The sequence below is a fragment of the Bartonella sp. CL70QHWL genome (assembly GCF_042194855.1).
Lineage (GTDB): Bacteria > Pseudomonadota > Alphaproteobacteria > Rhizobiales > Rhizobiaceae > Bartonella.
This window is the reverse complement of record NZ_JBHINJ010000016.1, coordinates 25,284-39,452: the sequence shown is the minus strand read 5'-3', so window position 1 is coordinate 39,452 and position 14,169 is coordinate 25,284. Positions and strand designations below refer to the sequence as shown.

Genomic DNA, 14,169 nt, shown 5'->3' with positions numbered 1-14,169 from the left:
TGATTAGCGAAGCGCAAAGAAAAGAAAATGCTACTGTTGTAGACAAATGTTAGAAAATCCTATTCCCTAACTTTTATTTACGCGTCCCGTACTTTAAAAAAGATATATAAAATCAATTATCTATATAGATAAAAAGAGGTCTTGTTATTTCTAGCAATAAGAATAGTATTAATCAGTTAGTTTTTATAAACTTTAAAACATTGCGACAAAAAGAAAAAGTTTGACTCAGTCGATGGAGAATTGCGCTTTTCTCATATTCTAGAGGACGAACCTGAAGTGCTACGCTGGACATGAAACCATGTCCCAGTTTTCTTATAATAGACTACCAAGAAGGCCATACTTACGAACCATATTTTATTGTTGAAACAGAAAAAGTTCCATATTTGTGCGAGATAAAGCGTGCTTCATATAAGCGTGATGTCTCTCTTTATTCGTTGAGATATAACATATTTGTAGCATGAAGAGTAAATTTATTAAAATCATGATAAGAGGGAAATAGGAACCTTATAGGTGTATCATCATAGGATTAAGTCGTTTTGTTGAGAGCTATTTCTATTTTTGCCAAAAGGTTTTTGATATATTTATTATTATTTCGTAATAGTGGATGTACTTTATTTTTTATGTGCAAGAAAGCTGATTGATTGTGTAAAATAGCGTTCAAAAATTACATTATTCTTATCCTGTTAAGGACATTTTTTCTAGTGAGGGTTTTGCAATTGCAATGCTCTTTTTCTCATTCTAAATTTTGGTTAGAAAAAGCGTATAGAGGTGTTATTTTAAATTTAAGATATGCATCTTCCATTGTTGGTGTTACTGTTGTAAAAGATGATATTTTATTTGATACGCATAAAGTGTTACCAAGAAGATCGATGTATAGATAAAATTTAGATTGTTACAATATCTTGAAAAAGCAATGGGTAAATAATTGATAATTGTGCTACGAAAGTTGTTAGATGGGCGTGTATCAGCAATTCTTAATAAAAAATTTTTTCTTGATAGTAGTTTTTTTTCAAAATACTGCTCTTTTTATGCAAATCTTATGTTGGTAAGCTATGCAGTTTTCACGGGAACAGGATAATGCATTGAAGGCTGTTGCCGCGTGGTTGAAGGAAGGGCGTTCTCCTCTTTTTCGCCTTTTTGGCTATGCGGGGACGGGTAAGACGACGCTTGCGCGCTATTTTGCAGAAACAGTTGATGGTTCTGTTCAGTTTGCTGCTTTTACAGGGAAGGCGGCGCAGGTTTTACGTTCTAAAGGTGCAAGCAATGCTTGTACGATTCATTCGCTGATTTATTGTCCACGTGGTGAAGAGGAAGTTTCCGATGAAATAACAGGAAAAAAGTCTATCGCTCCAACATTTACATTAAATCGAAGAAGTGCTGCTGCACAAGCTAAACTCATTATTGTTGATGAGTGTTCGATGGTCGATGAAAAATTGGCGCGTGATTTAATGAGTTTTCGGACGCCAATTCTTGTTCTTGGTGATCCAGGCCAATTGCCTCCTATATCAGGTGGAGGATTTTTTTCCAGTGGAGAACCAGATTTTCTTCTTTCAGAAATTCATCGGCAAGCGCGAGATAATCCGATTATACGTCTTGCTATGGACGTGCGTGAAGGACGCGATATTGCTTATGGTGACTATGGTGAAGCCCGTGTTGTTACACGTAAAGAGGTCAATCAACAATTGGTTTTGGATGCTGATCAGGTATTGGTGGGGGTTAATCGTACGCGCTACCTTTATAATCAGCGTTTGCGTGTGTTAAAAGAATTTACAGCAGATTATCCGCAAGCAGGAGATAAGCTGGTGTGTTTGCGAAATGATCCTATTAAAGGTTTGTTGAATGGCTCTTTATGGAAGGTGATGACTTCACAGAAGGAGACAGTTAAACCGAGTATTAATCTTCTTGTTAAACCAGAAGAAAGTGAGCGTAGGGTAGCAAAGATTAAACTTTTAAAAGCAGCGTTTGAAAACCCTGATCAAGAAATTTCATGGCAATTAAAAAAGCGATATGATGATTTTGATTATGGGTATGCATTAACGGTTCATAAGGCGCAAGGTTCTCAATGGAATAATGTCGTTTTGTTTGATGAAAGTTTTGCATTTCGTGATATGTATGCGCGCTGGCTTTATACGGGAATTACGCGCGCAGCAGAACGTTTAATGATTGTTCGATAGAAAAAAATATGTATATCATCTAAGTTTCAGATGGAAAATGCCTTTTTTCTATCTTGTTACACACTATAAAAAAATGGAAATGGGCATGGCGGTAAAACTTTCGGTTAATCTTAATGCTGTTGCTGTTTTGCGTAATCGACGTAATCTTCCGTGGCCAAGTATAACGAATATTGGGCATATAGCGCTTGCTGCTGGAGCAGCAGGTTTGACGGTTCATCCACGCCCTGATGAAAGGCATATTCGTTTTGCGGATTTGCCAGATATATACTGTTTAATCAAGAACGCTTTTCCTACAGCTGAGTTTAATATTGAAGGTTATCCCAGTGATCAATTTTTAGATATCGCTGAAAACTACGCGGATCAGATTACCCTTGTTCCTGATGATCCAGATCAGTCAACGTCTGATCATGGTTGGAATTTTGCTCATGATGCAGAATTTTTAGCACCTATTATTCAGAATTTAAAAAAAAGAAAGATTCGTGTATCCCTTTTTGCTAACCCTACTGTCGATGGTCTTGATATTGCTAAAGCAATGGGTGCTGATCGTGTGGAATTTTACACGGGACCTTACGGTGGTGCATTTCAGGACAAAATAAAACAAGTTCAAGAGCTCAATAAACTTGTTTTAGCAGCAAGAAGAGCAAAAGAGTTGCAGTTAGGTATGAATGCAGGGCATGATCTAACAATTATGAATCTTCCTGCTCTTGTCAAAAAGATTCCTTGGCTTGATGAAGTTTCTATTGGCCATGGGCTCATTGCTGATGCGTTGGAGTATGGAATGCATGAGACTGTTCAGCGTTTTATCCGGTTATTATCGTAACCTTTTTTCTCTATAAAAATTGGAAGAGAAATTTTTATAGAGGTTTGTCAATTTATCTTAAAAAACAATTTTATACATGTTGAGATAAGTAGCACTATTAGCATACATTATAAAATATTCTATTTTCCTCTGTTTATTGGTAGCTTTCTATTTTTTGTGTTTTTTAGGGTATGAAATGCTTTTTTATATACCATCCATTATGAGGAAATTTTACCAAATCTACTTACTATAATTTCTTTGAAGGGAGAAGAAATAGGGTTTTGAAAGTATTTCCATTATAAAGGAGTGCGTAGGATTTTAATGGATCAATACACAAATTTTCTTGATATTTGAGCTCATTTTCGGGTTATCTGTAAATAGTATAACGTAAAATCTCCTTATGAGTAAGCTTAATGCAATAGGAGCTGTTAAATAGAATGATGATATCGACTTGTAGCTTTATGAAGTAAAGAGAGTGGTGTGCAATAAATCTTAGACTATTATAGGGGATTCTTGAAAAGGGCTCGAGCATATTAAAATTTTTTTATAAGGCGCCATAAATGGATAACATAATGGCCGTATGGGGGTGTTCTTTTTTGCGTGAGAAGCGTGGATATTAAAGAACATAAAAAGTAAAAACATCCTCTCTATTATTCTAAAGATATTGTTGTATATGCTTTTGAAGGTTGTATTAAAACAATACTTGTTATTTTGTAATTTTTCTTGCTATCCATATTGATTTGGTTCATGTTAAAAATTGTATGTTGTATCTTAATTTTTAGAATATAGCGTTTTGTTGCACGATAGAAGAGTAGAATATTAGCTAAATTTTCTTTAGAAATCTTATTTTGTGTAATTATTATTTTTGTAGAATAGCAGTTGAAGTTATTTGGGGATCTGTATATGTTTTAGGAATGTTTGGGGATTACAGTTTTTTCTATGCAATATGTAAACTTTAAAATTATTCAATTGCTGTGTTTTTATAAGCGGTGTTTTTTGTCTTTATAAGTGTGTGATGCACTAAAGATAATGTTTCTTATTTAATAAAAATAATCTGAAATCCAGTTTAAATAGAGAAAGAAGGAATTTTTTTATGCGTGTTTATTATGATCGTGATGCGGATGTTAATCTCATTAAAGGGAAAAAAGTAGCCATTGTTGGTTATGGTTCTCAAGGGCGTGCGCACGCTTTAAACTTGAAAGATTCCGGTGTTAAAAATGTGCAAATAGCTTTGCGTTCAGGGTCGGAAACAGTTAAAAAGGCTATGGCCGATGGTTTTGAAGTGGTGAGTGTTGCTGAAGCAGCAAAATGGGCAGATCTCATCATGATGGCAACACCAGATGAATTGCAAGCTGATATTTATAAGGAACATATTCATGATCATTTACGCGACGGGGCAGCAATTGCTTTTGCTCATGGTTTAAGTATTCATTTTGGCTTGATTGAACCTAAAAAAAACGTTGATATTGTGATGATTGCTCCTAAAGGTCCAGGTCATACAGTTCGTAATGAATACCAACGGGGTTGTGGTGTTCCTTGTTTAATAGCGGTGGCGCAAGATGCTTCAGGGCATGCACATAATGTAGCATTGTCTTATGCATGTGGACTTGGTGGTGGACGTGCTGGGGTGATTGAAACAACATTTAAAGAAGAGTGCGAAACTGATCTTTTTGGTGAACAAGCGGTTCTTTGTGGTGGTCTTGTTGAATTGATTCGAGCAGGTTATGAAACACTAACGGAAGCAGGTTATGCACCGGAAATGGCTTATTTTGAGTGTTTGCATGAGGTTAAACTGATTGTTGATCTCATGTATGAAGGGGGCATTGCAAATATGAATTATTCGATTTCTAATACAGCTGAATGGGGTGAATATATGTCTGGTCCACGTGTGATTACGGATAAAACCAGAGCAGAAATGAAACGTATATTGAAAGATATTCAAACGGGTAAATTTACATCGAATTGGATTCAAGAATATAAAGCTGGTGCTGCTCATTTTAAAAGTATGCGGCGTTTAAATGATAATCATCCTATTGAAGAAGTTGGTAAAAAACTTCGTTCTATGATGCCTTGGATAAAATCGAATGCTTTGGTTGATAAAGAGCGTAATTGAAGATTCTACAGAGATATTTTGTCAATAGCTTTTATAATTTTATAGATAAATATCAAAAAAGGGTAACTTTAGTTACCCTTTTTTATATGTTTTTTGTAATATAAGCTTTATTTTTTAATTTTTTGCATAATTCTTTTTCCCAAAAAGAAAGTATACAATTCCTAAAAATATGAACCATGCTGGAGTGTATTTTAAAGCTATGGCAGTGTCAGCTTCTAATGACAATAAATAGATAATGAATGCAAAGAAAACAAGAAGCGCCCAACACATAACAACACCTCCTGGCATTTTATAAGGAGAGACAGTATGCTGGAGAGGACGATTGCGGCGATAGATGATATAGCTGATCAAAATGATAGACCATACAAATATAAACAAAGTTGCGGCAATTGTCGTAACAATTGTAAAAGCAGCTATGAGTGTTTGAGATAACGATACAACGGCATAACCAAATAAGATGCATATACATGAAAAGAATAATGCGTTGGCTGGAACGTGGTTACGAGAAAGTTTTCCTAAAAATTTAGGAGCACCTTTTTGTGTTGCTAGCCCATATATCATACGGCTGGTAGAAAAAATTCCACTATTTGCTGAAGATGCGGCAGCTGTGAGGACAACAAAGTTCATCAAACCTGCAGCAGTTGGAATACCAATAAGTGCATACATTGTTACAAATGGGCTTTTTTCTGGACTGATTTGATCCCACGGCGTCACAGACATAATCACAAGAAGAGAGAATATATAAAAGAATACAATGCGGATTGGTATTGAATTAACAGCCTGTGGTAAAGCTTTTTGAGGCTCTTTTACTTCAGCAGCAGCTGTTCCAGCGAGTTCAATGCCAACAAAAGCAAAAATAACAATTTGAAATCCAGCAAAAAAGCCTGTAATTCCTCGCGGAAAAATATTCCCACCGTTCCATATATGGCTAAGAGAAGCAACCGTACCGTTTGGAGAAACAAAACCGGTAAAGATCATATAAAATCCTACAACGATTAGGACTAGAATTGCTACGATTTTGATAAAACCAAACCAAAACTCAAGTTCGCCAAATAGTTTTACGGCGACGAGGTTAAGAATTAAAAAGGACATAAGACCAATTATAACAGGAATCCACGGATTGAGTTCAGGCCACCAAAAGTGTGTGTAAGTGACAATAGCAATAATTTCAGCAGTTCCAGTGACAATCCAACACAACCAATATGTCCAGCCGATAAAGAATCCGGCACATGGCCCTAGAAGATCGGTTGAGAAGTCAATAAAAGATCGGTATTGTGTATTAGAAAGCAATAACTCTCCCATAGCACGCATGACAAAGTATAGAGCACAACCAATAATTGCATAAACGAGTAGAATTGAGGGGCCTGCTACACTGATTGTTTTTCCTGATCCCATGAAGAGACCTGTTCCAATCGCTCCACCAAGGGCTATAAGTTGTATGTGTCGGTTATGTAGTCCACGTTGCAATTTCTTCTTAGGTTTTTTTTCTAAATTTTGTTTGTTCATTTTGGGGGAGTTCTCCTTAGTTATTTTTAAATAAAAATTACCCTAAAAAAGGTAATTCCTTCTATCGGAACACGCTATGGTTAAGGAGTAAAGGAATTTTTTTCTATTACTATATGTGAATAAAGCAAAAACATTATTAACTAATGGAATAATTATTTTATATATAAGAAACAAAAGATAAATTGTATTATATTTTTTTGATTTTTTATGTTTTATACATAAGTTATATATATAATATATAATATAATTTATATTATATATTATATATAGTTGTATATAAATAATAATTTATATTTATGTATATTTATTTATAGTAATTTATTGTATAAATATCTTTATATTTAAAATTATTTATTAATGTAGATTTTTATATATAGAAAAATATAAATAAAATTGTAAATTTATTAAATATAAAACTTTATATATAAAGAAAATAAGTTTAAGTAGTTAAACTATTATTTAAAATATGAAAAAACATATTTAAAATTTATCTTTAAGTATTTATATTTAAAATTTATTACAAATAGAAAAATATTTTCATAGAATCTTTTTTTATTGCAGATAGCTATTAAGATATATTCTGTTTAGAGCTATATTTTTAATTTTGATAAAAAATTGAATATAAATTTTTTTGGGGGGGGGAAGTTTTAGATAAAATCTCATGTTTTATTAGTAAACAATGTCAGTGAAGTTTATAGAGAATTCTTTACAGAATAGCTCGTTCTTATCCTATTATACAGTAAAGTACTGTTGTGTAGAGTAGTGATATAAAGCATATAACATTTTACACATTAAGTATTTTTAGAATGGGTGGTGGTGTTCAGGGCAGGGCTAGCCCATAGAGCCTTATGTAGGTGAACCATATAAATGATCAGCAGCATTCCCCCTTAATAAGCCGGATTGTTTACAAACCGGTGCCGGTAGGAATCGTCGTTTTTTGATGTTTGGGGAGGAGGTTAAGTAGAAAAAGGGTAACTAAAATTACCCTTTTTTGAGATGTTTTTATGTATAGACTTTATTTGTTACCTTGAGTTATTTTTTTCTTTACAAACATAAAATACATTATACCCAAGAAAACAAACCAGAATATACTATATTTTAAGGCTAGTAGAGTATCAGCTTCTAATGTCAACAAATAGAGCATGAAAACAAAGAAAACTAAAATTATCCCACACATGACAACACCTCCTGGCATTTTATAAATGGATTCAGCGTGTAGATGAGGGCGATTGCGACGATACACAATATAGCTAATCAAAATTACAGACCATACGAATAAAAATGCAATAGCTGAAATGCTTGTCACAATTGTAAAAGCACTTATGAGGCTTGGAGAGAGTGAGGCAATTGTATACCCTATTAAAATACATAAACAGGAAAAGAATAGAGCATTGGCTGGAACATGGTATCTGGAAAGTTTACCTAAAATTGGAGGGGCACCTTTTTGTGTTGCAAGCCCATATATCATACGGCTGGTAGAAAAAATACCACTATTTGCTGAAGAGGCAGCTGAGGTGATAACGACAAAGTTTACCAAGCCAGCAGCTATCGGAATGCCTGCAAGCCAAAACATCGAGACAAAGGGGCTTTTATCTGGAACAATTTGATCCCAAGGTGTGACAGACATAATTACAGCGAGAGAAAAAATGTAAAAGAGTACAATACGGACCGGTATTGCATTAATTGCTTTGGGGAGAACTTTTTTAGGTTCTTTTACTTCAGCAGCGGTTGTTCCAGCAATTTCTATACCAACAAAAGAAAAAATGGCAATTTGAAATCCAGCAAAAAAACCTGTCATTCCTCGCGGAAAGATATTGCCATCGTTCCATACGTGATTGAGAGAAGCAACCGTACCATTGGGAGAGGTAAAGCCCGTAACGATCATATAAAATCCCACAACAATTAATGCTAAAATTGCGACGACTTTGATAAGACCAAACCAGAATTCAAGTTCACCGAATAGTTTCACGGCAAAGAGGTTAAAGATTAAAAAGACACTAATGCAGGTAAAAACGGTAAACCATGGATTGAGTGTTGGCCACCAAAAGTTCATATAAGTGATGATGGCAATAATGTCAGCAGCTCCAGTTACAACCCAGCTCAACCAATAGCTCCAGCCAACAAAGAAAGCTATTCCCGGTCCTAGCATATCGGTTGAAAAATCAATAAGAGATCGGTATTGTGAATTAGAAAGCAACAATTCTCCCATAGCACGCATGACAAAGTATAGAGCAAAACCGATAATAGCATAAACGAGTATGATGGAAGGACCTGCTACACTAATTGTTTTTCCTGCCCCCATGAAGAGACCTGTTCCAATAGCACCACCAATGGCTATAAGTTGTACATGTCGGTTGTGTAGTCCACGCTGCAACTTATTCTGAGAATTATCTTTTAAATTTTGTTTGTAGCTCATTTTTTGGGGGTTCCCTTTAATTATTTTGAGATTAAATTACACTAAAAAAGCATTATTTCGTATCGAAGCATGATATAAATGAGGTGTAAAGGAAAAAAACGTTTTTTATGATTTTGTGTGGATAAAGAAAAGAATATGTTTTAGGAATATGCTTTTGAAAAAAGAGAATGTTGTCCTCTTAAATAACGTAACAGATATTTGAATAGGGAGCTTTTTTTGTTATTAATAACAAATAAATTGTTCATTAAAAGACGTGGGGCTTTTAAAATTATTTCAGAAAGTTGTCAGGAGTTTTTATAATTTTTTGAAACTTATTATTTGTAATCAGTGCATTATTTATTATTATTCATAATGGTGAGAGTTTTACTTTTTGCTCAAATAGCACTCGAGAGTTCTCATCTTAGTTTAAGAAACAATTTTTAATGGAAAATTAAAATGATTTTTAAAATCATTTTTTTGTTTGTATGGTGCTATCATAAATCAAAAAGTTACTTTTGTTTCATAAACGAAAAGAGGAATATCATAGCTTATTTTTTTAAAAGTGATGAATAAGGATTTTGTTTAGATATTGGTAACATTTTATAAAATGTTGCGAGAAACTCACATTGTTTACACAAAGTTTACACAAACGTCCTTGAGAGTATGATAAAGAAATGCAACGTAATTCAGTTATATAAAGAAAAAAAGAACTGGGGATTGTATAAGCTCTGTTAGAGATTGAGCTATTCATAGTGAGAGACAGAATCAGGAAAAGATTGCTCTATTAACTTTACAATTTGTTATCAAAAGATAAAACTATCCAAAGAAAATGAAAAAAGAAAACAGAGATAAAACTGTTCCTGTCGCAATGTTAATCGAGTCTTTTACCCGCTGCTTTTTTAAGGCGGTACTGGCAAATGATATAAAAATGGTCATTAAAGTAAACCATGCAAAGATGTTGAAAGAATGTATTGTGACAAGTTCAAAACCTTTTTTAATGCTACCTCCAGAAGCTAAGAATTTTGGAAAAGCTGCTATGTAAAATATAGATACTTTGGGGTTTAGTATTTGTGTCAGAAAACCGTCCATATAGCTGGTTAAAAGCTTTGTTTCACTCGTAGCATGCTTTTCATTCGTTGAACTTCTTTCTTTTGAATTTAAGCTGTGTATTCCAGATTTAATTGATTTAAAGCCCATGTATAATAAATAGCTGCCACCCATGAGTTTTACTAAAAAAAACAGCGTTTTGTTGTTGAGAATGAGCGCTGATACACCTAGGTGTGGAAAATGCCCCATGCACATATGTTGCTGTACACAATCCTAAAACGTTTACAAATGCGTTCTTTCTTCCCAATCTCGTTGCATTATCGATGATAAGGGCCATATTCGTCCCCAGTGAGATGACTAAAAAAAATGAAATAATGAAAAAGGTCAGTATTTGATGATTTATTTTACTTTTAGCTCTGAAATTAATTGATTTTCGAGATACAATTCTATTCTGTCAAACTGAGAAAGTTTTCCGACACCCTGTGGAGTGCCTGTGTATATGAGATCACCACGTTTTAGCTGAATGTAGTGACTTAAAAATGAGATTATCTTCTCAAAGCTAAAGATCATATTTTTCGTATTGCCAACTTGTCTTGTTTCGCCATTCAACTTCATTGCAAAGGTTATTGGGTTGTTTATTTTTTCCTTGTTTATGAAGTCAGAGACGTATGCAGCGCCTTTAAATCCTTTCGATAAAAGCCAAGGAAGCTTTTTTTCTTTCAGTTTTGTTTGCAAATCCCGCGCTGTGAGATCAAGACCTATTGCTACGGCATCATAGCATTCTTCTGCTTCTTCCTCCATGATCATGAAAGCGTCCTTTGAGATTTTGAGCACAATTTCGGTTTCAAAATGTATTTCTTTGGAAAAATTAGGGAGATAAATTTCATTGCCTAAAACGAGTGAACTTTTTGGCTTGCTAAAGATAACGGGTTCATCTTCAACAACATTACCTAGTTCATGAACATGTTCAACATAATTGTATCCAACACAGTAGATGTCATTTATCATAGGGCGCCCTCCAAATTTTTCATTTTCTCTTTGTATAGGCAAGAGAAAACTTTGCAAACAACATTTTTTCTTATATCGCGTTTTGCGTTTTCTGAAAAAGAAGCATTGTGTGGGGTGATGACTAACCATGATGACAGTTCTTCGCATTGGCTCTCTTTTGAAGAGTGCCCAATCTTATAGTCTTTGAGATTATTTTAATTTTGATTGCCAATTTCCTGAAATGATTTTATTACTTAAAGAGTGATTTTGGTCGTCTACGCAGCGATCAGTAGGGGTTGAAAGCCCTAAAGTTCGATCATAAATGAGCCCACTCTGTGGGTGTCTCGGAATTATGGGATATTTTTCTATGTCTAGGTGCGATGAGCACTAAAAGTAAAAAAAAGCTCACTCGAACTCAGTACTTTCAGGCTCTCGGAATACTAATGCGAGGGTGCTTGCACTCAGCGGGGGGAGCTTAAGAGTGAAAAGCAAAAGGCTACATTTTAACGACATTTCTATAGGCAAAAAATTCGCTTTCAAAGAACAATGCTGGGAATGTCTCAAAAGCAATTAGGGCATCAATTAGGGGTAACTTTTCAACAAATCCAAAAGTATGAGAAAGTCTCTGAGGGTTTAAAAGAAGCAGACCGTGGCAAACTTATTATGGCATTTGAAACGGAGAAGATTTTTACCATCTTTAAGATAGCAGAACAAATAACCAGAACTGGCAAGCGTGTTTTGTTTTTCGTGCCTTTTCTGACTTTGATGTCACAAACGATAAGAGAATGGACACGCTATACAGAAGTGCCGTTTCGTTCCTTTGCGGTGTATTCTGATACATAAGTTGGCAAGCGTCGAAAAACAAAGATGCTGTTGTCGAATTCGATGTTTCAGATCTTGCTCTATCAGCTACCAACTGATGTTCAAAAGCTTTGAAAAAAACAAATAAAGTCTTAGCGAATGCAATGACCGTGGTGTTTGCTACTTACCAATTAATCCAAGTGATTGCGGATGCGCAAAAGAAATACGGTTTACCAGAATTTGATCTGATCATTTGTGAAGCAGTACAGGCTAAGGCAGTAAGGTAGAACCTTTGGTTGTAGAAGCCAAGGAAGTAGCTGAGACTGCGAAGTCGACAGCGGAAGAAGCGAAGAGTGTTGCGGAGCAAGCAAAGGAAGAAGCTGATACGACGAAGCAAGGGCTTGGAGAGGTCAAGAGTTCATTAGACACGGTGACAGCAACGACAAATTCTGCGAATACAGCCGCCTCTGAGGCAAAAGTGTTAGCGGAAGAAGCGAAGAGTGCATTGACAGAAGTTCAAGAGAAGGCACAGAGGAACAGTGACAGTCTTTCTGAACTTCAAAGTAAGGTAGGTTCTCTTTCCACTAATTTTTTAGAGAATGTGCGTTTTAATCAACCTGACAGAATTCTGGAAGCCGATTCACACAATAGAAAAGGTCTTGTGATCAATGCAGGGGCGTGTTTTCGCTTTTATCGTGGCGGTGAGAATGGGGATAGGTCCATCTTTTACCGCATTCCAGTGCGTGGAAGTGCGTCTTTTGAAGAATATATTGAAGCAGGAAAGGATTATTATATATATCGTCCTAAAAGATCAGACGAATGAGATAGCCCTTAAGCTTTCGCAAAATCCGACGGCTCCTGATGGCTATACAGAGGATAATTCTCAAAAGATTGGCGGATTTCATACGCTTTGTGCGGATGTTGGTGAGATTGAAGGTCATCTCTTATCGGGTTATCAAGCAGGGGATATTTTGCCTAATTCTGTTTGGTGTTTAAATCACCGTCCACGTAGTGACCCAGAGGGAATGGTTTACAATCCGTGGCATAATATTTGGGTTGATATTTATCTTCAATCAGGGACAGGTGTAAATGCAAAGTCGGCATATGGTGTTCCGATTACGACCAATCGTAGCTATGCAGATCATGCCTTTGATTTTTGGTCTGTTAATAAGAGATTTTTGACGAGTGATGAGTTTTCGCCAAGTATGTATGGAAGTAATCAAGCAACCAGTATTGTCGGCAATCAAGCGCCTTCTCTTAAGACGTCTGGAGGACACGTTGATACAAACAATAGACGGATGATTTCGCATATCGGTTGTGAGGATGGTTGCGGTTATGTTTGGCAATATTTGTCTGGTTGTTATCCAGTGACTAAATGGCATACAGGGGAGCAAGGAAGCAGTTTACGTGTAGACATAAATGTTATGTTGGGAGGAGGCGATTGGACTGGTGGCTCTAACAATGATCATCTTGTACGGAATTTTGCGCATTCTCGTTATGTAGAAGATGAAAAAATAGGCGCCCGTGGATGTAGCGACCCATTTTATTATAATTAGTGCGAGATTGATTAGAACATCATTTTATCCAGCCCCACTTTTGTGGGGCTTTTTTTATGGAGCGTCAGATGAGAAAGATATCGAAAGAAGGATTGGCACTTCATCTTGAAGTTTTAAAATCAAAGCTTTTTCTACTAAACTCATGATGTCAACCAGAGCAGTACAATCTTATCACTCATATTTTCATGTCTAGAAAATTGAGATAATGCCATCCATAAATCGCATAAGAAGTTAGTATTTACCTTCATTGCACACCTCCATGGATTCGTTCTCTCAAACATGCCAATCCTTTAGGTGTGATTTTTGTTGAAGGCAGCACCTTTTCTGTTCCATCCGGTTTTTGAATGGTGATGGCAGAACAGTCTATGAAGCCTTTTTTGCTTTTAGTGCTAATTCTGAAATAACATGGTCTTTCTGCTCAATTTGATTTTGTAGATGATTTAAGGCGCCAAGTAATACTTCGGGTTTGGAGTAATCAATTTGTGGAATAGCTACTTGTCTTTCCAACTCTTTCCAACGGTCAATTATCTTTGCTCGTAAGGCAGTGCTGTAACTAGAAACAAGAATTAAGCATTCACGCTTTGGCAGGTTATAACAAGGGCGGCTTTCACCTTTGTTATCAAGGTAGTGCCACCAAAATCAACCCCCTCAAATTTGAGGGGGTTAAGTTCTTCAAGCGTTTTCTTGATGTCACGCATAATATTGTCATGCCTTTTGCCACATAATTCAGTAATTTTAATAATGGTATTCATAAAGAATTCTTAGATGTTAGGCGTTCCTTAATGACATTC

General features: G+C 35.5%; 9 protein-coding genes and 2 pseudogenes. 6 read left to right on the top strand and 5 right to left on the bottom strand.

Features of this window, described 5'->3' with window-relative positions; all coding sequences use genetic code 11:
• The first annotated feature begins 1,052 nt into the window (after positions 1-1,052).
• From ACFIJZ_RS07725 to ilvC, 3 genes are all read left to right on the top strand, one after another.
• Entirely contained in the window at positions 1,053-2,174 is a 1,122-nt protein-coding gene (locus ACFIJZ_RS07725; protein ID WP_375631484.1) for an ATP-dependent RecD-like DNA helicase, read from the top strand.
• Positions 2,175-2,259: 85 nt separating this feature from the next.
• Positions 2,260-2,994, top strand: a complete 735-nt coding sequence (locus tag ACFIJZ_RS07720) for a pyridoxine 5'-phosphate synthase (protein ID WP_273790748.1) — start codon at positions 2,260-2,262, stop codon at positions 2,992-2,994.
• A 1,072-nt stretch (positions 2,995-4,066) separates the two neighbouring features.
• Positions 4,067-5,086, top strand: a complete 1,020-nt coding sequence (gene ilvC, locus ACFIJZ_RS07715; RefSeq protein WP_375631483.1) for a ketol-acid reductoisomerase — start codon at positions 4,067-4,069, stop codon at positions 5,084-5,086.
• 114 nt (positions 5,087-5,200) lie between these two features.
• On the opposite strand, the gene ACFIJZ_RS07710 is transcribed toward ilvC, so the two are convergent.
• The 4 genes from ACFIJZ_RS07710 to ACFIJZ_RS07695 form a co-directional block, all read right to left on the bottom strand.
• Positions 5,201-6,592, bottom strand: coding sequence for an amino acid permease (locus ACFIJZ_RS07710; RefSeq protein ID WP_273790746.1), 1,392 nt, complete (start codon positions 6,590-6,592; stop codon positions 5,201-5,203).
• A gap of 1,015 nt (positions 6,593-7,607) precedes the next feature.
• Positions 7,608-9,008 carry an amino acid permease gene (locus ACFIJZ_RS07705; RefSeq protein ID WP_273791432.1) on the bottom strand — a complete coding sequence of 467 codons (1,401 nt, stop codon included), beginning with the start codon at positions 9,006-9,008 and terminating at the stop codon, positions 7,608-7,610.
• A gap of 795 nt (positions 9,009-9,803) precedes the next feature.
• Positions 9,804-10,283 carry a LysE family translocator gene (locus tag ACFIJZ_RS07700; RefSeq protein WP_375631482.1) on the bottom strand — a complete coding sequence of 160 codons (480 nt, stop codon included), beginning with the start codon at positions 10,281-10,283 and terminating at the stop codon, positions 9,804-9,806.
• Positions 10,284-10,433: 150 nt separating this feature from the next.
• Complete coding sequence (locus ACFIJZ_RS07695; RefSeq protein ID WP_273791434.1) at positions 10,434-11,042, bottom strand: fumarylacetoacetate hydrolase family protein; 609 nt, start codon at positions 11,040-11,042, stop codon at positions 10,434-10,436.
• A gap of 579 nt (positions 11,043-11,621) precedes the next feature.
• Between ACFIJZ_RS07695 and ACFIJZ_RS07690 the strand changes: the two are divergent.
• The 3 genes and pseudogenes from ACFIJZ_RS07690 to ACFIJZ_RS07680 all read left to right on the top strand — a co-directional run.
• A pseudogene (locus ACFIJZ_RS07690) lies at positions 11,622-12,082 on the top strand (DEAD/DEAH box helicase family protein); the annotation flags it as partial.
• Between the two features lie 32 nt (positions 12,083-12,114).
• Positions 12,115-12,645, top strand: a complete 531-nt coding sequence (locus ACFIJZ_RS07685; protein WP_375631481.1) for a hypothetical protein — start codon at positions 12,115-12,117, stop codon at positions 12,643-12,645.
• Complete coding sequence (locus tag ACFIJZ_RS07680; RefSeq protein WP_375631480.1) at positions 12,581-13,378, top strand: hypothetical protein; 798 nt, start codon at positions 12,581-12,583, stop codon at positions 13,376-13,378. The genes ACFIJZ_RS07685 and ACFIJZ_RS07680 overlap by 65 nt, the downstream gene beginning before the upstream one ends.
• 244 nt (positions 13,379-13,622) lie before the next feature.
• Here ACFIJZ_RS07680 and ACFIJZ_RS07675 read toward each other — a convergent pair.
• Positions 13,623-14,130 (bottom strand): annotated as a pseudogene (locus tag ACFIJZ_RS07675) (Rha family transcriptional regulator).
• Positions 14,131-14,169 lie beyond the last annotated feature (39 nt).